Source organism: Chitinophaga filiformis (assembly GCF_023100805.1).
Classification (GTDB): Bacteria; Bacteroidota; Bacteroidia; order Chitinophagales; family Chitinophagaceae; genus Chitinophaga; species Chitinophaga filiformis_B.
In genome coordinates this window covers 7,283,629-7,307,259 of the sequence record NZ_CP095855.1, presented here as the reverse complement: position 1 = coordinate 7,307,259, position 23,631 = coordinate 7,283,629, and the positions used below count along the sequence as shown (strand labels likewise).

At 46.3% G+C, this 23,631-nt stretch carries 21 protein-coding genes; 12 read left to right on the top strand and 9 right to left on the bottom strand.

The genetic code is table 11. The features are described from left to right. Positions 1 to 6: 6 nt before the first annotated feature. On the top strand, positions 7 to 1,002 hold the full coding sequence (holA, locus tag MYF79_RS28540) for a DNA polymerase III subunit delta (RefSeq protein WP_247811267.1): 996 nt from the start codon (positions 7 to 9) through the stop codon (positions 1,000 to 1,002). Positions 1,003 to 1,107: 105 nt separating this feature from the next. On the opposite strand, the gene MYF79_RS28535 is transcribed toward holA, so the two are convergent. Next, positions 1,108 to 2,043 carry a bifunctional riboflavin kinase/FAD synthetase gene (locus MYF79_RS28535; RefSeq protein ID WP_247811266.1) on the bottom strand — a complete coding sequence of 312 codons (936 nt, stop codon included), beginning with the start codon at positions 2,041 to 2,043 and terminating at the stop codon, positions 1,108 to 1,110. Between the two features lie 108 nt (positions 2,044 to 2,151). On the opposite strand from MYF79_RS28535, the gene MYF79_RS28530 reads away from it, so the two are divergent. Beyond that, a complete protein-coding gene (locus tag MYF79_RS28530; RefSeq protein ID WP_247811265.1) occupies positions 2,152 to 3,330 on the top strand; it encodes an AIR synthase related protein in 1,179 nt (392 codons plus the stop codon). Between the two features lie 91 nt (positions 3,331 to 3,421). Here the strand turns inward: MYF79_RS28530 and MYF79_RS28525 are convergent, their stop codons facing one another. Both MYF79_RS28525 and MYF79_RS28520 read right to left on the bottom strand, forming a co-directional pair. After that, positions 3,422 to 4,669 carry a TonB family protein gene (locus MYF79_RS28525; protein WP_247811264.1) on the bottom strand — a complete coding sequence of 416 codons (1,248 nt, stop codon included), beginning with the start codon at positions 4,667 to 4,669 and terminating at the stop codon, positions 3,422 to 3,424. Further along, positions 4,666 to 5,046 carry a BlaI/MecI/CopY family transcriptional regulator gene (locus MYF79_RS28520; protein ID WP_247811263.1) on the bottom strand — a complete coding sequence of 127 codons (381 nt, stop codon included), beginning with the start codon at positions 5,044 to 5,046 and terminating at the stop codon, positions 4,666 to 4,668. Before MYF79_RS28520 ends, MYF79_RS28525 begins: the two co-directional genes overlap by 4 nt. A gap of 540 nt (positions 5,047 to 5,586) precedes the next feature. On the opposite strand from MYF79_RS28520, the gene MYF79_RS28515 reads away from it, so the two are divergent. From MYF79_RS28515 to MYF79_RS28500, 4 genes are all read left to right on the top strand, one after another. After that, positions 5,587 to 6,279: a cell division ATP-binding protein FtsE gene (locus MYF79_RS28515; protein WP_247811262.1), complete on the top strand. Its 693-nt coding sequence runs from the start codon at positions 5,587 to 5,589 to the stop codon at positions 6,277 to 6,279. Between the two features lie 99 nt (positions 6,280 to 6,378). Then, positions 6,379 to 6,651 (top strand): 30S ribosomal protein S15, encoded by a 273-nt coding sequence (gene rpsO / locus MYF79_RS28510; protein WP_012794085.1) that lies wholly within the window; start codon positions 6,379 to 6,381, stop codon positions 6,649 to 6,651. An 86-nt stretch (positions 6,652 to 6,737) separates the two neighbouring features. Continuing rightward, entirely contained in the window at positions 6,738 to 9,122 is a 2,385-nt protein-coding gene (locus MYF79_RS28505) for a polyribonucleotide nucleotidyltransferase (protein WP_247811261.1), read from the top strand. Between the two features lie 176 nt (positions 9,123 to 9,298). Then, positions 9,299 to 10,111: an NIPSNAP family protein gene (locus tag MYF79_RS28500; RefSeq protein WP_247811260.1), complete on the top strand. Its 813-nt coding sequence runs from the start codon at positions 9,299 to 9,301 to the stop codon at positions 10,109 to 10,111. A gap of 174 nt (positions 10,112 to 10,285) precedes the next feature. Here the strand turns inward: MYF79_RS28500 and MYF79_RS28495 are convergent, their stop codons facing one another. Beyond that, positions 10,286 to 10,873 carry a hypothetical protein gene (locus MYF79_RS28495; RefSeq protein WP_247811259.1) on the bottom strand — a complete coding sequence of 196 codons (588 nt, stop codon included), beginning with the start codon at positions 10,871 to 10,873 and terminating at the stop codon, positions 10,286 to 10,288. A 161-nt stretch (positions 10,874 to 11,034) separates the two neighbouring features. Between MYF79_RS28495 and prmA the strand changes: the two genes are divergently transcribed. The 3 genes from prmA (at position 11,035) to MYF79_RS28480 (ending at position 13,646) form a co-directional block, all read left to right on the top strand. After that, the gene (gene prmA / locus MYF79_RS28490) at positions 11,035 to 11,856 is read left to right on the top strand and encodes a 50S ribosomal protein L11 methyltransferase (RefSeq protein WP_247811258.1); all 822 of its coding nucleotides are present in this window, start codon (positions 11,035 to 11,037) and stop codon (positions 11,854 to 11,856) included. Between the two features lie 130 nt (positions 11,857 to 11,986). Next, positions 11,987 to 12,640, top strand: a complete 654-nt coding sequence (gene plsY / locus MYF79_RS28485; protein ID WP_089835016.1) for a glycerol-3-phosphate 1-O-acyltransferase PlsY — start codon at positions 11,987 to 11,989, stop codon at positions 12,638 to 12,640. A gap of 199 nt (positions 12,641 to 12,839) precedes the next feature. Continuing rightward, a complete protein-coding gene (locus tag MYF79_RS28480) occupies positions 12,840 to 13,646 on the top strand; it encodes a M48 family metallopeptidase (RefSeq protein ID WP_247811257.1) in 807 nt (268 codons plus the stop codon). A 74-nt stretch (positions 13,647 to 13,720) separates the two neighbouring features. Here the strand turns inward: MYF79_RS28480 and MYF79_RS28475 are convergent, their stop codons facing one another. Next, positions 13,721 to 14,668, bottom strand: a complete 948-nt coding sequence (locus tag MYF79_RS28475) for a hydrogen peroxide-inducible genes activator (RefSeq protein WP_199652807.1) — start codon at positions 14,666 to 14,668, stop codon at positions 13,721 to 13,723. 1,357 nt (positions 14,669 to 16,025) lie between these two features. Beyond that, positions 16,026 to 17,291 carry a hypothetical protein gene (locus tag MYF79_RS28470; protein ID WP_199652806.1) on the bottom strand — a complete coding sequence of 422 codons (1,266 nt, stop codon included), beginning with the start codon at positions 17,289 to 17,291 and terminating at the stop codon, positions 16,026 to 16,028. 270 nt (positions 17,292 to 17,561) lie between these two features. Between MYF79_RS28470 and MYF79_RS28465 the strand changes: the two genes are divergently transcribed. The 3 genes from MYF79_RS28465 (at position 17,562) to MYF79_RS28455 (ending at position 20,250) form a co-directional block, all read left to right on the top strand. Further along, a complete protein-coding gene (locus MYF79_RS28465; RefSeq protein WP_247811256.1) occupies positions 17,562 to 18,302 on the top strand; it encodes a glycosyltransferase family 2 protein in 741 nt (246 codons plus the stop codon). 25 nt (positions 18,303 to 18,327) lie between these two features. Further along, a complete protein-coding gene (locus tag MYF79_RS28460; RefSeq protein ID WP_247811255.1) occupies positions 18,328 to 19,119 on the top strand; it encodes an O-methyltransferase in 792 nt (263 codons plus the stop codon). 327 nt (positions 19,120 to 19,446) lie between these two features. Beyond that, positions 19,447 to 20,250, top strand: coding sequence for a dienelactone hydrolase family protein (locus MYF79_RS28455; RefSeq protein WP_247811254.1), 804 nt, complete (start codon positions 19,447 to 19,449; stop codon positions 20,248 to 20,250). Between the two features lie 138 nt (positions 20,251 to 20,388). Here the strand turns inward: MYF79_RS28455 and hemL are convergent, their stop codons facing one another. The 3 genes from hemL to hemF are packed head-to-tail and all read right to left on the bottom strand — an operon-like array spanning position 20,389 to position 23,621. Then, positions 20,389 to 21,678 (bottom strand): glutamate-1-semialdehyde 2,1-aminomutase, encoded by a 1,290-nt coding sequence (hemL, locus tag MYF79_RS28450; protein ID WP_199652802.1) that lies wholly within the window; start codon positions 21,676 to 21,678, stop codon positions 20,389 to 20,391. Positions 21,679 to 21,722: 44 nt separating this feature from the next. Continuing rightward, positions 21,723 to 22,688: a porphobilinogen synthase gene (gene hemB / locus MYF79_RS28445; protein WP_247811253.1), complete on the bottom strand. Its 966-nt coding sequence runs from the start codon at positions 22,686 to 22,688 to the stop codon at positions 21,723 to 21,725. 21 nt (positions 22,689 to 22,709) lie between these two features. Then, positions 22,710 to 23,621 carry an oxygen-dependent coproporphyrinogen oxidase gene (hemF, locus tag MYF79_RS28440; protein WP_247811252.1) on the bottom strand — a complete coding sequence of 304 codons (912 nt, stop codon included), beginning with the start codon at positions 23,619 to 23,621 and terminating at the stop codon, positions 22,710 to 22,712. Positions 23,622 to 23,631 lie beyond the last annotated feature (10 nt).

Here is a 23,631-nt window from a genome sequence, read left to right as displayed (position 1 = left end):
TAAAGCATGGAATATCAGGATATTATAAAAGACTGGAAGCAAAAGAAATACAAGCCCTTATACTGGTTGGAAGGGGAGGAAGATTTTTTCATTGACCAGGTAAGCAATTATGCTGAACATCACCTGCTCGATGATGCCGAGAAAGGGTTTAACCTGACCATCCTCTATGGAAAGGACACGGATTGGAGCACAGTTATCAACGCCTGCCGCCGTTACCCCATGTTTGCCGAGAAGCAGGTAGTGGTGCTGAAGGAGGCACAGTCCATGAAAGATATCCTGAAACTGGAAACCTATATCGATAATCCATTGTCTTCCACCATTTTCGTGGTAGCACATAAACAGGGTAAGATAGACGGGCGCAGTAAACTTGCTAAACTGATCAAGGAGAAAGGGGTGTTACTGAGCACCAAGAAGATGTACGACAACCAGTTGCCTGGCTGGGTGGAAGCCTATGTAAGCAGCCTCGGAAGAGCTATTTCTCAAAAAGCGGGTATCCTGCTGGTAGACCATATCGGTAATGACCTTTCCAGGATGGCCAATGAAATTGATAAACTGCTGGTCAACCTGCCGCCCGATAAAAAGATAGATGAGAATGACATCGAAAAATATGTCGGGATCAGCAAGGAATATAATGTGTTTGAACTGCAGAATGCACTGGGTCAGAAAGATATTGGCAAGGTGATGCGCATTATCCGTTATTTTGCCGCCAACCCCAAGGCGGGCCCTATCCAGATGGTACTGCCGGCCCTGTATAATTTCTTTAGCAAAATGAACATGGTCTTCGGTGTAAAAGGCGGAGAAAAGGAGATTGCAGCCGCTTTAGGCGTACATCCCTTCTTTGTGAAGGATTATGTCAATGCCGCCCGTCAATACGGCGTAGAGGGCACGGAAAAAGCCATTTTGCTGCTGCATGCCTATAACCTTCGCAGCATTGGTATCAATGACAGCGGTGTAGAAGACGGGGAACTGATGAAGGAACTGGTATACAAGCTGATGTATTGATAAGCAGCGCTTGCTGTGACCGCTGCCCGACTACAGGATGTTCAGGACATCAGCCATTTTTCGCTGTGAGACTGTCTTGTCCATTTGTTTGACGATCAGAAATGATCAGGACATCAGCACATTTTTCGCCGCAAGACTGTCTTTGTCCATCTGGGCGATCAGGTCCTGAATATTGTCAAATTTCAGGTTAGCCCTGATGTAACTGATGATCTCCACTCTTAACAGCCGGTCGTAAATTTCCTGGCTGAAATCGAAGATATGCGCCTCCAGGCGGAGGTCGATGCCGTTAAATGTAGGACGGGTGCCTATGCTCATCACGCCTTTCAGCGGTGAGGGCTGTTTGTCCAGGTAAACTTTTATAGCGTAAATGCCCTGTGCAGGAATGAGCTTGCGCGGGTCAGGCAATTCAATGTTAGCAGTAGGGTAGCCCAGCTGCCTGCCCATTTTATCGCCATGGATCACCGTTCCTTCCAGGAAATAGTGATAACCAAGCAATTCGTTGGCCAGCTGGATATTGCCGTCCTGCAGGCTTTTGCGGATCTTGGTAGAGCTGACAGCGAGGTCGTGGACGATCTGCTGGGGAATTTCTACCAGCTGGAATCCATACCTGTTCTGTTCTGCCTCCAGGAGTTCGAGTCCGCCCTCACGGTTGTGGCCAAAACGGTGGTCGTAGCCGATTATGATGGTGTGGGGGTTGAATTTTTCTATCAGGAAATCTTCCAGGTAAGCCCGGGCCGAAAGTTCTGAGAATTCCCTGGTGAAAGGTACGATCACCAGGTGATCAATACCCTGTTTGGCCAGCAGTTCGGTCTTTTCTTCGAGGGTAGTGAGCAGTTTGACAGGTGCGCCGCCGGGTTGCAGCACTTCCCGGGGATGCGGGTCGAAAGTAATGATCACGGATTCCCCGTCACAGGCCGCAGCAGTTTCCTGCAATTGCTGTATAATATAACGGTGACCGCTGTGAACGCCGTCAAAAGTACCAATTGTTATAACAGCCCGCCTCAAAGCTGGCAAATGGGTGAGGTCCCTGTGTATCCGCATAAATTGCCTTAAACGATCAAAATCCTATGCAAATTACAACATTTAGATATCAGATAAGTGGCTAATCAGTTACTTTTGCAGCAGATTGTTCATTAATAAAATTATCTGGTGGATCAGAATATCTACGCGCAGCGCGGCGTTTCAGCCGGAAAAGAGGATGTGCACAACGCTATTAAGCATATTGACAAGGGACTGTTTCCGAAAGCTTTCTGTAAAATAGTACCCGATATCCTGGGCGGGCAGGACGATTATTGCAATATTATGCATGCAGACGGCGCCGGCACCAAATCATCACTGGCGTATACCTACTGGAAAGAAACAGGCAACCTGGATGTGTGGAGGGGCATTGCGCAGGATGCTATCATCATGAACATTGACGATCTGCTTTGTGTAGGCGCCACTGAAAATATCCTGTTATCATCCACTATCGGCCGTAACAAACAGCTGATACCTGGTGAAGTGATCGCGGCTATCATCAATGGCACAGAAGAAATACTGGAAGAGTTGCGGGGTTATGGCATCAGTATTCACTCCACCGGCGGGGAGACTGCAGATGTAGGAGACCTGGTGCGGACCATCATCGTAGATTCTACCGTCACCTGCCGCATGAAAAGAGCAGAAGTGATCTCTAACCATACTATACAGGCCGGGGATGTGATCGTCGGATTGGCTTCTTACGGACAGGCCTCTTACGAAAAATTCTATAACGGAGGCATGGGCAGCAATGGACTGACGTCCGCCCGTCATGATGTGTTTAATAAACAAGTGGCTGAAAAGTATCCTGAGAGCTATGATCCGGGTATACCTTACGAGTTGATATTCAGCGGAAAGAAAGCGCTGACCGATAAAATCGACATTCCTGGTTTCGGCGCCATAGACGCCGGCAGACTGGTTTTGTCGCCGACCCGCACTTATGCACCGGTGATCAAACAGGTACTGGAAGCCTATCGTTCCCGTATACACGGATTAGTGCATTGCAGTGGAGGTGCTCAAACGAAAGTGCTGCACTTCATTGATAACCTGCATGTCATTAAGGACAACCTGTTCCCGGTCCCTCCTTTGTTCCAGCTGATCCAGGAACAGTCAGGCACTGGCTGGAAGGAAATGTACCAGGTATTCAATATGGGCCACCGTATGGAATTATATGTACCTGAGGAAATTGCTGCAGATATCATCCGGATCAGCAAGAGTTTTAGTATTGATGCGCAGATCGTGGGCAGGGTGGAACCGGCAACTGCTAAACAGGTGACGGTACGTAGTGCTCATGGAGAGTTTGTATATAATTGATCATCTTCAGGATAAGACCTGATCTGAATAGAAAGAGGCTGCCTGCTTATAGCGACAGCCTCTTTTTGTTTTTAGTTGTGAGTATGGAGTGTTATTGCAATACGTAACGGATGGGCAGATGAAATTCCACACTTACATTCTCACCGTCCTGTTTGCCCGGTATCCATTTTGGCATGGCGTTTACCACGCGCATAGATTCGTCTTCAAGACCATCTCCTATAAATTTACCTACCGTTTCTACCTGTGAGATGTTGCCGTCAGCGTTTACCACAAATTTTACGAATACAGTACCGGTGGTATTGTTTGCCTGCGCCGTTTTCGGGTAGCGGATGTTATGTGAAAGGAATCTGGCCAGTTCCTTTTCCCCGCCAGGAAATGTTGGAGGATCGCTTACGACAGTGAATACTTTTTCTGAGGAATTTGTAGCAGCAGATGATCTTGAAGCATTCAGCAGGGCGGCGCCGCTCTTAACAGGCGATTGCAGGTCCAGGTCCTGCTGGCAGCCGATAAAAAAGCCCAGAACTGCCATCACCGGGAATATGATGATCTTTTTCATCAGCGCATAATTAGCCTTATGTGTAAACAGCATGAGGATGCGGCGTTTAACCGGCGCCTGCGAGAAGCTGTTGACAAGAAGCATGCGCTTGGTCTGCAGGGTCATTTGTAATAATGTCCTTGCATAGTCGTCGGGCGCATTTTCGGTTGCCACGGCTTTATCCGCCAGGAATTCATGTACCATGGCCAGTTCCCTTTTAAAAAGGTGGAAAAAGGGGTTGAACCAAAAAACGGCACAGGACAGCTGCAGGAAAAGTTTGTCTGCTGTATGGCGGCCTTGTACATGTGCCAGTTCATGCCGGAGCACCTGTTTACCTTCTTCGCTGTCGGGTGTAAGCTCTTCTCCCCAGAAGATATTGCCGAAGAAAGAAAAGGTAGATTTCACCTGCGGATGCCTGATCAGCAGGTAATTGTTAAAGCTGGTCTGTTCCCCCTGGTTTCTGAGACGTTTGATGAACAGCCAGTTCCGCAGCATATTGCTGATCAGTAATAAAGCTATCAGGGTATAGATGCCCGGCGGGATCCAGGAAGTCATACCGGAAACGCCGGCCTGCCCGACTTTTTTTGTCATATAGGCGTAAACGGTTACCAGCGGACCTGTATATGCGGGAGTAGCCGCGCCGGCAAAGGAGAACTGCAACAAGGGCAGGAATATGGAGATGGCAGTGGCCAGCAGCAGATACCCCCTATTCCAGCGGTGGAAAGGATTATTTTTCAATGCCAGGGCATAGTAACCATATAGTACGGCGGAGCATACCAGCATTTTGATAAGATAAGCGATCATGGCTGTTCTTTTTTGGAGTCCTTAATTTGTTCCAGTAGTTGTTCCAGTTCGTTGACGCTGATCTCTTTTTCTTTGACGAAGAAAGAAACCATGTCTTTGAAAGAGCCGGAGAAGTACCCTTTTACGAAGTTTTGCATGGTATTCCGGCTGTATTCCTCCTTGCTGATCAGGGCAAAGTACTGGTAGGATTTACCGTAAGCCTTGTAGTCCACAAAGCCTTTGTCCTGCAGGATCTTTATGAGGGTCGACACTGTATTGTAGTGTGGCTTGGGTTCGGGAAGGACGTCTATCAGGTCTTTAACGAATGCGGGGCCTGTTTTCCACAAGGCCTGCATTACCTGCTCTTCCGCTTTGGTCAATGTTTTTACTGCTGACATAATGTGAAATTTAACTTGCTGTGACTAAGTTAAAACTAATTAGTTAGTTTACAAACTATTTTTTTAGTTGTTATTAGGACGCCATTTTTAACTTTCGCCGTCGCGTCTTCGTCGCTTATCCGACGCTTATTCGTTCCTTCTTCGTCTATGAACGGCCGGCTTTACCGGGCGTTTCCATTCTGGTGATCGCTATAACCTGAAAACAGTGGCGTATAGCCGAAAGTCGCCTTGAAGATGCGTTCCCAAATCTTATTTCTTCCCCGATATGAGCGCATGGAAAGTCTTGATATGGCCTCGGAATCCGGTAGAGGCTCCTACCTACAGGCTCTATACTATAGCATTATAGGCACTGTTCTATAGCGAACGCTATAGAACAGTAGGCGTAATGTAGGACTATAGCGCCTTTAGGTATAGCATCGCAGGCTATCGCTATACTATCTCCACCCTTGTCTGAAAGAAATTCCGGTATGGATCGGGCGAGGGCGAATGGTTATGATGATAAATAGCTATTTTTGTTATTATTAAACCCATACGGCAGAAATGACAGAACAACCGATTATACAATTATCCAATGTGAATATCTACCAGGGGACTTCCCTGATCCTTGCTGACGTGAACATTACGGTGAATAAAGGAGAATTTGTATACCTGATTGGCAGGACCGGGACTGGTAAATCCAGCCTGCTAAAGACCCTTTACGGGGATCTGGCTTTGAAGGAAGGCGCCGGTCAGGTGGTGGGATTTGATCTGAAGAAGATGGACTGGAAGAAAGTACCTTATCTGCGCCGTAACCTGGGGGTGGTATTCCAGGACTTCCAGTTGCTGACGGACAGGACCGTGTATGATAACCTGAAATTTGCCCTGAAGGCGACCGGCTGGACAGACAATAAGAAGATGGATGAGAAGATCAAAGATGTTTTGGACAAAGTGGGACTGAATACCAAGGGGTTCAAGATGCCTTATGAGCTGAGTGGTGGTGAGCAGCAGCGTGTGGACATCGCCCGGGCGATGCTGAACTCGCCGAAACTGATCCTCGCAGACGAACCTACCGGTAACCTGGACCCTGAAACCTCTGACGGTATTATGCAGTTGCTGTTCAGGATCAGCAGGGAAGAGGGGGCAGCAGTTGTAATGGCTACCCACGATTATATATTACTTCAGAAATTCCCGTCCAGGGTACTCAGGACGGAAAATGGCAAGGTAACAGATCACGCCAGCGTGACTTTCGTGTAAAATTTATGTGAAATTGTTAATTCACAATATTTGATTTACCTTTGCCCCGGAAAAATAGCGACTAAATAAACCTTTATCATTTTTTTATTTAATTACAAGATGTCTTACTTAACTGTTGAAAAGAAAGCCAATATTTTTAAAGAATTTGGTGGAAGCGAAAAAAATACCGGCTCTGTAGAAGCGCAAATAGCCCTGCTGACTGAGCGTATCAACAGCATTTCCAGTCACCTGAAAGAAAACAAAAAGGACTTTTCTACACACCGTGGTTTGATGAAGATGGTAGGCCAGAGAAAGCGTCTGCTTTCCTACCTTTCTAAAACTAACCTCACAGGCTACCGCGCTCTGCTTGAGAAATTAGGTCTCAGAAAATAATAAGAACTTTTTTATAGCGCTATTCCCAACTTATAAGGTTGGGAATAGTTTTTTTTTAGGTATACCATTTTAATCTTCTCATTTTTATGAATCTGACACCTATCTCAGTTAATTTCGATATAGGAGATGGCCGGATCGTGACCATTGAAACTGGCAAGTTAGCCCGCCAGGCCGATGGTGCTGTGACGGTTCGTCTGGGCAATTGTATCCTGTTGGCTACCGTCGTTGCAGCTAAAACTCCAAAACCCGGACAATCATTCTTCCCCCTTACTGTTGATTATCAGGAAAAATTTGCTTCTGCAGGACGTATACCAGGTTCCTTCTTCAAGCGCGAAGGAAAGCTGTCTGACTATGAAGTTTTAATTTCACGTTTGATCGACCGCGCGTTGCGCCCCCTTTTCCCGGATGATTACTACTGCGAAGTACAGGTACTGGTGAGCCTCATCTCTTCCGATCCGGAAGTGATGCCGGATGCACTGGCTTGTCTCGCTGCTTCTGCAGCATTGGCCGTTTCTGACGTGCCCATCCAGGAAATTATTTCAGAAGTAAGAGTGTCCCGAATTGAAGGACAATTAGTTATAAATCCAAACCGCACTCCGCTGGAGAAAGCTGACATGGACTTCATCATCGGTGCTACTGACAAGAACATCATGATGGTGGAAGGAGAGAGCAAGGAGTGCAGCGAGGAAGATATCATCAAGGCAATCGAATTCGCCCACAATGCTATCAAGGTACAGGTAAAGGCACAGGAAGAACTGCGCGACAAAGCTGGTGTAACCGGCAAACGTGCATTTGACCTGCCTTATGCAAATGAGGAACTGAAAGCGAAGGTAACTGCTTTTGCTAAAGACCGCATCCTCGCTGTAGCGAAATCTGCTTCCGCTAAACACGACCGTGGTGATGCCTTCGACAAGATTAGTGAAGAACTGGTTGAATCACTGGGTGAGCTTTCCGAAGAGGATGCTCCACTGGTAGGCAAATACTTCCATGATCTGGAAAAGGAAGTGATCCGTAACATGATCCTGGATGAATCCGTTCGCCTGGATGGCCGTAGCCTGGACCAGGTACGTCCGCTGAACATGGAAGTGGATGTACTGCCTTCACCGCACGGTTCCGCCCTGTTCACCCGTGGCGAAACCCAGTCACTCACTACCGTGACCCTGGGTACGCCAGATGATGAACTGCTGATCGAAAGCGCTGCGACTTCAAAATATTCAAAGTTCATACTGCACTATAACTTCCCTCCATTCTCTACAGGTGAGGTGAAACCTATGCGTGGCCCCGGCCGTCGTGAAGTAGGTCATGGTAACCTGGCGATGCGCTCCCTGAAGCAGATGATGCCGGGCAGCGAATACGCTTATACCGTACGTGTAGTATCCGATATCCTCGAATCCAACGGTTCCTCTTCTATGGCTACCGTATGTGCCGGTTCACTGGCGCTGATGGATGCAGGTGTGCCTATTCCGAAGCATGTTTCCGGTGTGGCAATGGGATTGATCTCCCGTGCTTCCGATGGAAAATGGGCGGTGCTCACAGACATCCTCGGAGATGAAGATCACCTGGGTGATATGGACTTTAAAGTAACCGGTACACGCGATGGTATCTGCGGTATCCAGATGGATATCAAGGTAGATGGCCTAAGCATGGACGTAATGCGTAAAGCGCTGGAACAGGCTCGTAAAGGCCGTTTGCATATCATTGATGCAATGTATGCATGTATGGAAGCGCCACGTCCTGAACCGAAACCACATGCACCACGTATGGAGAAACTGATCATTGATCGCGAATTCATCGGTGCTGTGATCGGACCAGGTGGTAAAGTGATACAGGAGATCCAACGCGAAACCGGTACAAACATCAACATCGAAGAAGTTGGTGAAACCGGTGAAGTAAGTATCTTCTCTGCACAGAAAGAAGGCCTGATGAAGGCTCTCGAATGGATAAAAGGTATCGTTGCTGTTCCTGAGATCGGCGAAGTATATGAGTCAACCGTAAAATCAGTAATGCCTTACGGTGCATTCGTAGAATTCCTGCCTGGTAAACAGGGACTGTTGCATATCTCCGAAGTTTCATGGAAACGCCTGGAAACAATGGACGGTGTACTGTCTGAAGGTGAAAAGGTGAAAGTGAAACTGGTAGGTACAGATCCTAAGACCGGTAAGTTCAAACTGAGCCGTCGTGTACTGATGCCAAAACCAGAAGGTTATGTTGAAAGACCTGAAGGTGGCGAGCGTGGCGACAGAGGGGATCGTGGTGACAGGGGAGACCGTGGAGATCGCGGTGACAGAGGTGGCCGTGGCGACAGAGGAGACCGTGGCGGACGTGGCGATTTTCGCGGAGATCGTAATGACCGTGGTGGTGATCGCGGAGACCGTCGTGGTCCACGTGATGGTGGTGACAGAGGCGAGCGTGGCCGTCCTACACCTCCGCCGGATCAACCGCAGGAGCCTATGTTTGATGAGGAATCATAATTCAGACAGATCGTCCAGATCAACATACTTAACAGCCGTCCTGTACCACAGGGCGGCTGTTTTATTTAGCGCTATCTTATTTATGAGAAAGCTGTCATACTCTCTGACCGCTCCTATAAATTGTATTTTACCGCCGGATAATTCGCACTATATTTCATGACTAAAATTTCCACATCTTGAAAACAAAAAGCATTTCGTTAAACGGATTTCATGGTCTGGCGCTGGGAATGATCCTGTTCCTCCTGCCATGTTTGTTACAGGCCGCCCATCATGCTCCTTCGAAGAAAGAATTTTACAGCATCCTGATCTATCATCTGAAAGATGCTGAACAGGAAACGCGTATGGACAACTACCTGAAAGATGCGCTCATTCCTGCTTTGCACAAGGCCGGTGCTGCGCATGTTGGCGTATTTAAGCCTGTAGGTAATGATACTACTGCAGATCGCAGAGTGTATGTTTTTATTCCCGGCAATTCGCCTGAGCAGTTGTTACAGTTGCCGAGAACATTGTTGCAGAACAGTGCTTATCAACAGGCAGCGAAAGATTTCATTGACGCAGCATGGGACAAGCCGACGTATACACGCCAGGAAACCATTATCCTGGAAGCATTTCCGGGCATGACTAAAATGGAACTGCCAGGCTTAAAAGGACCCAAAAGTGAACGTATATACGAATTGCGCAGTTATGAAAGTCCGACGGATAAACTGTACCGCAATAAAGTAGATATGTTCAACAAGGGAGATGAGATCAGTATCTTCAAAAGACTTGGTTTCAATGCAGTGTTCTATGCTGAAGTATTGAGCGGCAGCCATATGCCGAATCTTATGTACATGACTACTTTTGATAATCGTGCTTCCAGGGATGAGCACTGGAAGGCATTCAGCAGTGATGCACAGTGGAAAACCCTGCTGGCAAAGCCGGAGTACAGCCATAATGTATCCAGGTCAGAGATCATATTCCTGCAACCTGCGGAATATTCAGAGATATAATTGAAACATATACCTGCAACAGGTATCGCTATAACGTACCTAAAGCGGAGATCATATCCGGAATATGCAGCGATGAGTACAGCATATAGCAGCAACAGAAAAGGCCAGCGCACCTGCACTGGCCTTTTCTGTTGACTATCGACTATCTATCCGTTGATGAATTTACTTTATTTTTTATCTGGCAGCGCCGCTTCCTGCGAACTGCTCTATGTAGTGATTACTTTCTCTGAAGATGATCTTACCGGAAGGTAATTTATAGATCTTGAATGGCTGACCGGCGATGTCTTCCCAGAAAATTGTGTACTGTGGTACAGACTTTTGCGTGCTTTTGTCGATCACTTTGATCCTTCCGTCTGTCAGCAGGCTGGATAACATATCTTCTATATAAGGAAGGAGAATGTTCTCACCTTCTGTCCAGAACTGAACAAATTTGTCTGTGCTGTATTCCAGGTTGGTGTGTGTGGAATCGCCCAGAAAAGCAAGTGCGGAGGTGAAGTGAGATTCGATTTCCTGTGCAGTCAGATGGCTGAACTGTACATTATGGAAAGCCCTGTTATCGCTGTAGCAGGTCTTTTGTAATACGGTGTCCAGTCCCTTCATGTAGTTCACCAGATCTACACGATTGATAACCAGGATGCTGGTGCCATTCTTATAGACGATTGAATCTTTCATGGTATCGTCCGGGTACAATTTGACGATCTCCTGGGCATGGCTGGCGAGGGCTGTTACCAGCATGGTCACTGTTAATAATAAGGTTCTCATTAAATATGGTTTTCAATTAAAGATATTGCAAATATAATAAAATAATTTTATGCATTTATCAGTTGCCACATTAGTTATTAACATTACAATAACAGGTCTGGGCGCAGTTCTGACACGTACGCGTTATATATCATGCATTTAGTTTCTATATCTTTGTTGCTATGGCACATATAGCAATTACCCTGACCTGTACCGATGATACAAAAGACATTCTGGTAGCAGTGTTGTCAGAGAAAGGTTTTGAGGGGTTTGAAGAACAACCCGGTAATGTTCTCGTTGCTTACATTCCTGAAGAGGATTTCAATGCAGCAGAAACGAATGAGCTGACAGCTGGTTTTGGTATGACGTATACGCAGGAACGTATTGAGCAGACTAACTGGAATGCAGTATGGGAGAGTAATTTTCAACCTGTACTTGTGGATAATTTCTGCGGCATCAGGGCTTCTTTCCATCCCCCTTTCGTTCCCGCGCCGCAGCATGAGATACTGATCACTCCGAAGATGTCGTTTGGAACCGGCCATCATGCTACTACTTATTCCGTTATTAAGCTGATGGAAGGCATTGATTTTGTGGGAAAGAATGTGTTTGACTTTGGTACCGGCACGGGCATATTGGCTATTCTCGCTTATAAGATGGGGGCCGCTGTAGTGGATGCGATTGATATTGACACCTGGTCGGTAGAAAATACGAAAGAGAACATCGCCAATAATAATGCGTTGCCGGTAAAGGTATGGCAGGCGGACAGCCTGAAGAGTATCCGGAGCAGTTATAATGTAGTGCTGGCTAATATCAATCGTAATATTTTACTTGAGTTTATGGGAGACATGCGCCGTATACTCGTAAGGGATGGTATTTTACTGCTGAGCGGGATTTTAAAAGAGGATGAGACTGCGATCCTGGAGGCAGCCAGGAGGAACGCACTGGTGCTGGAGGCCCAGCTGGAGAAGGATAATTGGCTGGCTATGAAATTATTAGCAAGATAGTTGTGCTTGGTCTAGATAAATTAGTTAATATTAATCTGAAAACTATACAATTTTCGTGTTAACGAAATTCTTAATGTTTTCTTAATTTTAACGAACGAATTTACTATCTTAGCAAAACCTAACTTGTTGTATGACAGAATTATTGTTACTATTTTGTGCTTATCTGATTGGATCCGTACCTACTGCGGTGTGGGTAAGTAAAGGTGTTTTTGGAATGGATATCCGGGAATATGGCAGCGGCAATGCCGGTGCTACCAATACTTTCCGTGTATTAGGCCCAAAGGCAGGTTCTTTTGTGATGTTGGTGGATATGCTCAAAGGAGTAATGGCCGTACGTCTGGCTTACCTGGTGGGCTACTATCAGAACCCTGAACATCTGCAGGAGGTAACAACACAACTGGTGAACTTCCAGATCGGTCTGGGCCTCGCTGCTGTAATAGGTCACATTTTCCCTATCTGGGCAAATTTCCGTGGCGGTAAAGGTATTGCTACCCTGTTCGGCCTGGTGCTGGCCATCCAGCCATTGGTGGCTATCTGCTGTGTAGGCGTATTCCTGCTGAGCCTTTCGCTGACCAGGTATGTATCGCTGAGCTCCATTTCAGCCAGCATCGCATTTCCGATCCTGATCCTCTACATTTTCAATGAACCTGAAGTATTCTATCGCATTTTTGCTATTGCTGTTGCACTGATGGTGGTATTGACGCATCAGAAGAACATCTTCCGTCTTATAAACGGTAATGAGAGCAAGGTACCCCTATTTAAAAACAGGAGGGACAAAAAATAATCTGCGCTGCTACCAGGTATGCCGTATCCATTCTGGCATATCTATTGTACTGAATGATATAAATGTTTAATTTTCCTCGGATTTTGATTGTCGCGTTATAGGGTGTTCAAATGCTTTATGGTGTGACGATCAAAGTTGTTTTAAACAACTGTAGTAGCACTTTTCGGACGGGGTAATACCTGTCAAAAACAAATTTCAGATGCAAAAGAAACTTCTTCTTATCGGTACTGGTCTGGCGCTTATCACAGCTTGCGCAAAAGTACCTATCACTGGCCGTAGCCAGTTGAACCTGATCCCTGAAAGCACTATGCAATCCATGGCGCTGCAGGAGTATCAGAGTTTTCTTTCCCAGAACAAAACGATTGCCGCTACAACCAGCAAGGATGCTGAAATGGTAAAAAGGGTGGGGCAACGTATTGCTTCTGCAGTTACCAAGTATATGACCCAGAACAACCTGGGGAACGAGGTAGCGAATTATAAATGGGAGTTTAACCTGGTAGATAGTAAAGAAGTGAATGCCTGGTGTATGCCGGGTGGTAAAGTTGTGGTGTATACCGGTCTATTGCCTGTAACCCAGAACGAGACAGCGCTGGCATGCGTAATGGGGCATGAAATTGCCCATGCTATTGCCCGTCATGGTAACGAGCGTATGAGTCAGCAGGTAGTAGCACAGGGGATCCAGGTAGCTGGTTCTGTAGCGCTTAACCGTAATCCGCAGGCGCAGAATATCTTCCTGCAGTCGTTCGGTGTAGGCGGCAACCTCGGTATGCTGGCATACTCCCGTAAGAATGAGCTGGAAGCGGATCACCTGGGTGTTATTTTCATGGCGATGGCCGGTTATAATCCTCAGGAGGCGATTCCTTTCTGGCAGCGTATGGCATCAGCAGGTGGCGGCAACAAACCACCGGAACTGGTGAGTACGCACCCCAGCGATGAGCGTCGTGTATCAGAACTGCAGAAGCTCATGCCTGAGGCTATGAAGTACTATACGCCTATCAAGAAATAATCAGATAGCTTATATCAAAAGAAAAAGCATCCGCTATAAACGGATGCTTTTTCTTTTATAGTTTACTCAATGGGTTATTTGTCCACTGTGATGTCTACCACCTTTTTATTTTTCTGGACCTTCATCTTCTCTGGTACATGTGCCAGTATTTCCTTCTTAAAGGCGGCAATTAAGGCCTGTTTGATAAAGAACCTGTGTGTTACTATACTGATCTCCCTTACCGGCTCCGGCGCCTTGAAATAGCGCACCATATTCATCTGTCTCGCAGACATTTCCTGGAGGGAGAGTTCCGGTAAAATAGTATATCCCGCATTCAGGTCTACCATTCTTTTCAATGTCTCTACACTGCCCGTGTTATATTCCAGGTTCTTATATTCGCCCATTGTAAATTTATCGCGACAAATATTCAGCACCTGGTTACGCATGCAATGTCCTTCGTTCAGCAGCCATACTTCCCTCACGTCAATATCTTCCGGTTTAATATATTTCTTTTCAAACAGGCTATTGGTCTTTGCTGCATATACTACAAAAGACTCGTAGAACAACGGTTGTTCTTCCAGGTTAGGATTATGCAGTGGTGTTGCCAGCAGGCCACAGTCCAGCTGCTCCTGCTTTAGCTGCTGTATGATCTGTTCCGTTGGGTATTCCCATATCTCCAGTTTCACCTTTGGGTATTTCTTCATGAAACCCGTCAGGATACGGGGCAGGAGGTAGGGCGCCAGTGTTGGAATAATACCTACGCGCAGGTGTCCCTGTACTTCTTTTTTATGTTCGCCGATGATCTCTTTAATTTTCCCGTTCTCTTTCAGAATAATACGGGACTGTGCTATGATCTCTATACCTATTTCCGTTGGGATCACAGGTAACTTGCTCCTGTCGAAGATCTTGACCCCCAGCTCGTCTTCCAGCTTCTGTATCTGCATGCTGAGCGTAGGTTGCGTAACGAAGCATTTTTCAGCCGCAATGACGAAGCTTCGGTAGGTATCAACCGCAACAATATATTCTAATTGAACAGTGGTCATGCGTCAAAATTACGAATAAGAATGACGAATTGTGTATGATCAAGGTCATGAATTCGGTGTGGTATCAAATAACTGTCGTCAGGTGTTCGTTGTCTGCAATAAGCGGTTCAGCGAGTACTTCCCACCTGAAACCGTTGTAGGTCCTGGCATCCTGGTTATGGCTTGTGTTGTGTTGGTATGTGCCATACTTGTTTGCGATACGCCGGTTTCAGGCTGGGATCACTGGCTGTGGTTCTTTGAAGCTGCGAGCTATTAAGCATTTGGAATCGTGTGGGCTATTGAATATATATTAAACCCCTGTCAATCGTGTGGGCATGCTTCAAACAACCAAGGCCAGTGCGTCCCACCTGAAACCGTTGTACTTATTGGCGTCCTTGTTATAGCTTGTGTTGTCTTGGTAGATGCCATACTTACTTTGCGATACGCCGGTTTCAGGCTGGGATCACTGGCTGTGGTTCTTTGAAGCTGTGAGCTATTAAGCATTTGGAATCGTGTGGGCTATTGAATATGTATTAAACCCCTGTCAATCGTGTGGGCATGCTTCAAACAACCAAGGCCAGTGCTTCCCACCTGAAACCGTTGTACTTATTGGCGTCCTTGTTATAGCTTGTGTTGTCTTGGTAGATGCCATACTTATTTGCGATACGCCGGTTTCAGGCTGGGATCACTGGCTGTGGTTCTTTGAAGCTGCGAGCTATAAGCATTTGGAATCGTGTGGGCTATTGAATATGTATTAAACCCCTGTCAATCGTGTGGGCATGCTTCAAACAACCAATGCCAGTGCTTCCCACCTGAAACCGTTGTAATTATCGGCTTCCTGGTTATTGCTTGGCTTCTATAGCCTAATAGGAGGTGCTAAACTGATATGCCGTGACACATTTGAAACACAACTATTGTATATAGATGCCTGAGAATAACTGCTCTCATAATAATCAGAAGCCAAGAAACTATAGGAGGGAGAGCGTAAGTAGCACCGGTTTCAGATGGGAATGTCGGGCCTTCGGCTCTTTGAGATACGATTGATGCAGCTAAATAATGATTCAGCAGCTTATACGATTCCAAATGCCTGATAGACATCCAACCAAAGAGGCGCCGACCGACATCCCATACTGAAACCGAGCTACTTAGCGTGAAAAAATCCAGGAGGGCAATAAAGCATATGAGCTACTTAGCGTGAAAAAATCCAGGAGGCAATAAAGCATATGAGCTACTTATTGTGAAAAAATCCAGGAGGGCAATAAAGCATATGAGCTACTTAGCGTGAAAAAATCAATTGGGAACAATAACACAAGCAAAACAAAAAAGGACGAACTACTAAAAGTAATCCGTCCTTTTTACTTACGCAGAAAACGACCTGCTAAAATATTCTGTATCTGTATTTGATCTTATCGGTATTGTTGTACAGTTCCTTGATATTGATAGAAGCCTGTATCTCTTTCACTGCCTCATCTTTCAGATTACGGAACTCCGCCTGTTTGGTATCAATCGTGTTCTTATCTGCCAAGCCATTGTCCTGTGCTATTTTCAGTGAGCTATTCACTTTGCCGTAATAAGAATCCAGCAGCGTGAAGTATTCGTTATACAGGTTCTCAAAACGTTTGGTCTGCAGGATCAGATCTTCCAACTGGTTGTTCACTTCTTTCAGATTGGGATTCTCACGCAGCAAAGCCTCGTAATCTACTTTTTTGCCTTTGCTGTACTTCTGTTCCAGATCGCTGAAGAACGTCACTACCTTGTCTCTTTTAAAGTCAAAGAAGAAATCGTTCATCGTCTCGCCAAGCGATTTGTTACCACGCTGTGGCAGCTGATATTTCAGGGCGCTTGCTGTGAACATGAGGTGATCGTACAAGTTGTCCTGCAGGAGATTAAGCTGATCTTTATTGAAGTTCAGGCCATATTCAAATTTCTGGTTCGCATCGTTCAGGGCTGTATAATACACTACATATTTATTCAGCTCTTTTTCGAATTCTTTCAGTGTATTCTGATTGATCTCTTTATTGTTCACGCTGATGCTATGCAGGAAGTTCATTACTGAGTTGGCAATGGCCAGCGGAGGCGTTAAAGAGGTAAAGCTCTGGAAGATAGGGCTGGCAATGATGGATTTGGTAGATTCAACGATCTTGCTGTTCTTTTCATTCTTGTCAGCCTTGCCCTTTAACACTACTTTCTCTACCAGTTCTACAATACGGTCACTCAGTGAGAAGCCCAGTTCTTTACTTTCCGGGTTGTTCAGTGAAGTGATGAATACGTCGAGATTATTGGTAGTAGTACGTGACTTCAGATCAATGATCTTTTTATTTAGAAGGTAATAAGTTTCACTGGCGAATACGATGTTGTTACGGATCAGTTCATATTTGGTGATATTGTCGATCTCACGTCCCTGCAGCAAGCCCTGGATAGCATTAGAATTCTGTTTGTCGCTGTCGTTGATACGCTGCAGTTCCTCCATGATCCTGCGGATGGTAGTGTCCTGTGTCCTTACCTGCGGCATTACCACATTCTTCAATTCTGAATTTGGATCGCCTTTAGGTTGCTCAGTCGGCGGCTTAGGTTTTTCCGGTTCCTGTGCCTGCGCATAATGAAAGCTTGAAAGTAAAATCAGTAGTAGTGTCAGATATCTCATAGAATTTAAATGCGTGATCTTGACTGATTTAAAAAAAGCAAAACATTCACAATAGGATACGTTCTTCCCACAAAGCCGACAGTCAGGATGTCCGCTCTCAGTTGCGACCTGTAATTGTTTTTGCATGCAATATTGCGTTTGCGTTCAATAGCAACCCATGAAAATATGGTGCCAAAAAACGTGTTTACACAAAGATAACAATTTATAATAAGTTGAAATTGCCAGTCATTCAACTACTTTATTAACTTTGGTCGCAAATTACCCACTTTCATGTTAAATAATAAAAAGATAGTGGTTGTGTTGCCCGCCTACAATGCCGCTTTGACGCTGGAGAAAACCTACAATGAAATACCCCGTGATATTGTTGACGAAATCGTACTGGGAGATGACGCGAGCAAAGATGAGACGGTCGCCGTTGCAAAGCGGCTGGGAATCAAACATATTACCCGACATGATAATAACAAGGGCTATGGCGGGAACCAGAAATCCTGCTATAACAAAGCGCTTGAACTGGGCGCTGATATTGTGATTATGTTACACCCTGATTATCAATACACTCCAAGGCTCATCCTTGCAATGAGCAGTATTATAGCCAACAATGTGTACCCTGTAGTGCTGGGCTCCCGTATACTCGGCAACGGCGCGCTGAACGGAGGAATGCCGCTTTATAAGTATGTTGCGAACCGTTTTCTGACATTGGTACAGAATCTGGTGATCGGACAAAAACTCAGTGAATATCATACCGGGTACAGGGCATTTTCAGCAATAGTGTTGAAAAACATTAATTATATGGCCAATGACGACGATTTCATTTTCGACAATGAAATGCTTTCTCAGATTTTTATGAAGGGTTATGAAATAGGTGAAGTAACTTGCCCCACCAAATACTTTGAAGAAGCCTCAAGTATTAACTTAAGACGCAGCATTGTCTATGGGTTTGGCGTATTGCGGGTATCCCTGCAACACCGCCTGCATATGTGGGGATGGATCAAAGCGGAAATATATAACTGATAAATAACTGTTTAAACTGTCTATTTTGGGCCTACAGTGGGAATTAGCTAAAAAGTACCTGCATTATTATTTCACAGCGGGCAACCGGCATGATGTACATTCTCCTTTCGTATTTGACCTTGTGGAGAAAGTGTTACGGGATAAGAAAAAGCCGGCAACATTCCGGGAAATCGAACAATTACGGAAATCTTTATTGCGCAGCACGGAAACCCTGCAGGTCACTGACCTGGGAGCGGGTTCTCTTACCAATGCAGGAAGGGAACGTAAAGTGAGCGATATCACCCGGCATGCCGCCAAACCGCCTAAATTCGGGCAACTATTCTACCGCCTGATACAATATTTTCAACCCGAATACCTGCTTGAACTCGGGACCTCCATGGGCATGTCCACTGCCTATATGGCAAAAGCAGCGCCATCTGCCACTGTGCATACCATTGAAGGATGTCCTAATATTGCCGCCCGCGCCGGCCGCAATTTTGAAGCGTTGCAGCTGCATAATATCAAGCAGCATGTCGGTAATTTTGATACCGTATTGCCGGCTTTGCTGCAGGAACTGCCCCGGCTGGACTACGTGTATATTGATGGCAATCATCGTTCTGCACCTACCTTGAACTATTTTGAGCAATGCCTGTCCAAAGTACATGATGAGTCATTGTTCATCTTTGACGATATTCACTGGACACCGGATATGGAAACTGCATGGCATACCATCCAGCAACATCCAAAGGTTACTTTTACAGTAGACCTGTTCTTCATCGGCCTGGTGTTTTTCCGTCCTGATATGAAAGTGAAACAACATTTTATACTGAAATATTAAGGTCATTGAGTGTGTGAATGAAGGTCTTGTCAGCGCTCTTGAGCCTGAATACCAGTGAGAGTATGATACCTGCTACATGGAGGTGTATTAATACAGTGAGCAGGTATTGACTTGCATAATAAAAGATCCGGGGGCTGTGTCAAAGTATGATACAGCCCCGTTTTATTTATATAGCTCCCGCCATCTTTACCTGAGACCGGTTGTCACATTGTGGCCGGGATTATCGTTTGTCTTACAGATATTTATGGAAAGGACCATGTCTTGTGATACCTGATATTTTCCTGGTTGAAAATTTTTAATTTCAATATAACATTCAAACATTCCATTATGAAAATACTCCGGACCCTGGCAGTACTGCTGATAGTACAGTTTTTCTGCTCCTATGCGGATGCGCAGTCGAATCCTGATTTCAGTGCTTATAGTTATGAGACCTTCATACACAATGGCGACACGTTGCGTTACCGTATGTTACAGCCGCCGGGATATGAATCGCAGAAATCCTATCCCCTGATAGTATTCCTGCATGGTTCGGGCGAGCGGGGCACTGACAATGCGGCCCAGTTACTGCATGGCGGCAGCCTGTTCCTGAAAGATTCGCTGCGTCAGCGCTTCCCTGCTTTTGTGATATTTCCGCAATGCCCTCCTGATTCGATGTGGTCATCCATGAAGGTGACGAGGGATAGTACGGGCAGGGCCATAAAACGGGAATTTTCCGATGGTACTGACAGGCAATCTACGCCGGGATTATTGGTAAAGCTGCTGGTAGACAGCCTGATAAAGATCGACAAGGTGAACAGCAGGCAGATCTATCTCGGTGGATTATCACTTGGGGGGATAGGTACCTACGACCTGCTGGCCCGTTATCCGAAGATGTGGGCAGCAGCCTTTCCGATCTGTGGGATAGGCAATGTCAATACTGCGGTGAAATTTGCAAAAGTGCCAATATGGATCTTCCACGGTGGTGCGGATAATGTTGTACCAGTTTCTGGATCAAGAGATTATGTGGAGGCCCTGAAGAAGCTGAAGGCCGATGTAAAATATTCAGAATATCCGGGTGTGGGGCATAACAGCTGGGATAATGCCTTTGCCGAACCCGATCTCCTGCCATGGTTGTTTTCTCATAAAAAGTAAAAGTGACGGCTACAATGGGGTGGGGGAATAAAGGATCGTTGGGAGAGAGGTAACAAGGCAAGACTTCCTTCCGGGAAAACTAAAAACGCCCCGGCACATGACCGGGGCGTTTTTCCACTCTGCACAGGATTTGAATTGTTAACTATGTAAAGACTGTATGGCTGATCTTGCAGCCTCTACCGTCGTGTCAAGATCTTCTATTGTCAGCGCAGTACTGAGGAACCAGCTTTCAAAAGCGGAAGGTGGCAGATATATACCGCGTTCCAGCATAGCATGAAAGAAATGTTTGAACAACTCATTGTTGGCACCTGAAGCAGCTTCAAAATTAATGATAGGATACTCTGCAAAGTGAACACTCATCATAGAGCCCAGATTGTTGACCTGATGAACAATCCCGGCCGCACTCAGTACAGATTGCAATCCTCCTGCCAGGTAAGCAGCTTTTTCCGCTAATTGCCGGTAAATATCCGGATTCTCGTTCAGCGTTTTCAGCAGCGTATAGCCAGCGATCATTGCAATCGGGTTACCACTCAATGTTCCTGCCTGATAAATTTTCCCGGCAGGGGCGATATGTTCCATGATCTCTTTACTTCCTGCGAAGGCGCCTACCGGCATACCTGCGCCAATTATCTTGCCAAAGGTAACCAAATCTGCTTTAATATCGAACAGTTCCTGTGCACCTCCGCGTGCTAATCTGAAACCTGTCATTACTTCGTCGAAGATCAGCAGGATGTTATGCTCGTCGCAGAGATAGCGCAGTCCTTGTAAGAAGCCCTCCTGTGGAAGGATACAGCCCATATTGCCGGCAACTGGTTCAACAATGATGGCCGCTATCTGGTCAGGATGTGCGGCAATCAGTTTTTCCACAGCCGGTAAATTATTGTAAGGAGCGGTAAGTGTATCGGCGGCGACGGTTTGCGTAACGCCGGGGACAGACTGTATGTCTAATGTGGCTACGCCACTTCCTGCGCTTACCAGGAAGGAGTCTGCATGGCCGTGGTAATTACCTTCAAATTTGATGAACTTATTGCGGCCGGTATACCCTCTTGCCAGCCTCAGGGCTGACATACAGGCTTCCGTACCGGAATTCACCATACGTACCTGCTCAATGTTGGGAACCATGCTGATAATCAGTTCTGCAATGCTGATTTCCAGCTCTGTAGGCGCTCCGAAGGAGGTGGAGTAGGTGGCATATTCCTGGATGGCCTTCACTACCGGTTCATAGGCATGTCCCATGATCATTGGCCCCCATGAATTGATATAATCTATGTAGCGGTTCCCGTCCACATCATACATATAAGCGCCTTTGGCGTTCTTCATGAATATGGGTGAGCCGCCCACACCTTTGAATGCGCGAACGGGTGAGTTTACACCGCCTGGAATGAGCTGTTTGGCTCTTTCAAATAATGATTTGCTTTGCGTGTACATGGTGGTAGTGATAAATATTTTTAACTGAAAAGCATGTGCTGTTGTTACAATAATCGCACCGCATCTTTTGCAAAATAGGTGGCGATCAGATCTGCGCCTGCACGTTTGATACTGGTAAGCGCTTCTATAATGGCTTTTTCTTCGTTGAGCCAGCCCATTTTAGCTGCTGCTTTGATCATGGAATATTCTCCGCTTACATGGTAAGCACTTACCGGTACGTGTACATGATCTTTGATCTTTTGGATCACATCCAGGTAATACAAGGCTGGTTTTACCATCACAATGTCAGCTCCCTCTTCCACATCCATCAGGGTTTCTTTCAGGGCCTGATCGCTGTTTGCAAAGTCCAGCTGGTAGGTTTTTTTATCGCCGAAGCCCGGAGCAGAGTCCAGTGCATCACGGAAAGGACCGTACAGGCAGGATGCATATTTGGCGCTGTAGGCCATAATACCTACTTTATGGAAGCTGTGTTGCTCCAGGATAGTACGGATGGAAAGGATGCGGCCATCCATTTTATCGCTGGGCGCTACAAAGTCGGCGCCTGCTTCGGCATGGCTCAGGCTCATACGTGACAATACTTCCACCGTGATATCATTCACAATTTCGCCATTCTCAACAATCCCGTCGTGGCCGTAAGAAGAGTAGGGGTCCAGCGCCACATCGGTCATCACTACTATTTCCGGAACAGCGTCTTTAATGGCTTTAATGGCACGTTGCATTAAACCGTTGGGATTCACTGCTTCCGTACCTTTATTATCTTTCAGTTCATCAGCGCATTTGATGAACAGTAATACGCTCTTAATACCCATGTTCCACAGCTCTTTCACTTCCTTCACGGTGAGGTCCAGCGAATAACGAAAATAGCCGGGCATTGAAATGATCTCTTCTTTCACATTTTGCCCCTCCACAATGAACAACGGTGCAATAAAGTCGCTGGGCCTCAGTACTGTTTCTGCAACCATCGCGCGGATGGCGGGAGAAGTTCTCAATATCCTGTTTCTACGTATCATGGTAAATGTGTTTTAATGTGTTCAGATGGCCCAGTCCCTGGGTTTCAGGAATTCCACCAGTTCAGCTTCCGGGCTGCCCGGGGTGGGATGATAATCGTATTCCCAGCGGGCTCTGGGCGGAAGGCTCATCAGGATGGATTCCGTACGCCCGTTGGTTTTAAGGCCAAATAAGGTGCCCCTGTCATGTATCAGGTTGAACTCTACATAGCGTCCACGCCTGTATTCCTGCCAGTCCTTGTGAATGTTTGTATATGGAATATCTTTCGTTTTTCTTACAATGGGCAGATAGGCTTCCAGGAAGGCCTCACCGTTAGCTTTGGCCAGCTCGTACAACTGTTCCGCGCTCATTTTCTCACCCGGGCGCTGGTAGTCGTAGAAAATACCGCCAATGCCGCGGGCTTCGTTGTTCCTGTGTTTATTGACAAAATATTCGTCGCAATGTTTTTTAAACAGCGGATAAAGTTCCTTACCGAAAGGATCGCAGGCATTTTTGAATGTCTGGTGGAAATGGATACCGTCCTGCTCATCGAGGTAGTAAGGCGTCAGATCGGCTCCGCCGCCAAACCAGGCGTCTTTCAGGGTGCCATTGTCGTCGTACAGTTCAAAGTAACGGAAATTGGCATGTACGGTGGGCGCGAAGGGGTTTACGGGGTGGATAACAAGAGAGATGCCGCAGGCCATGAATTGCGCCTGACCTACACCAAACTGTTTGGCCATCAGTTCCGGGAGTTCTCCGTGTACCACAGATGTGCTGACACCGCCTTTTTCAAATACATTGCCATCCGCAATAACGCGCGATTTACCACCGCCGCCACCAGGGCGTTCCCAGAGGTCCTCACGGAATTTTGCTTTACCATCAATATCTTCCAGTGCCGTACAGATCTCATTCTGCAGGCGATGTATGAGGGTGATGAAATTATCTTTTATGTTCATGGCAGGTTTC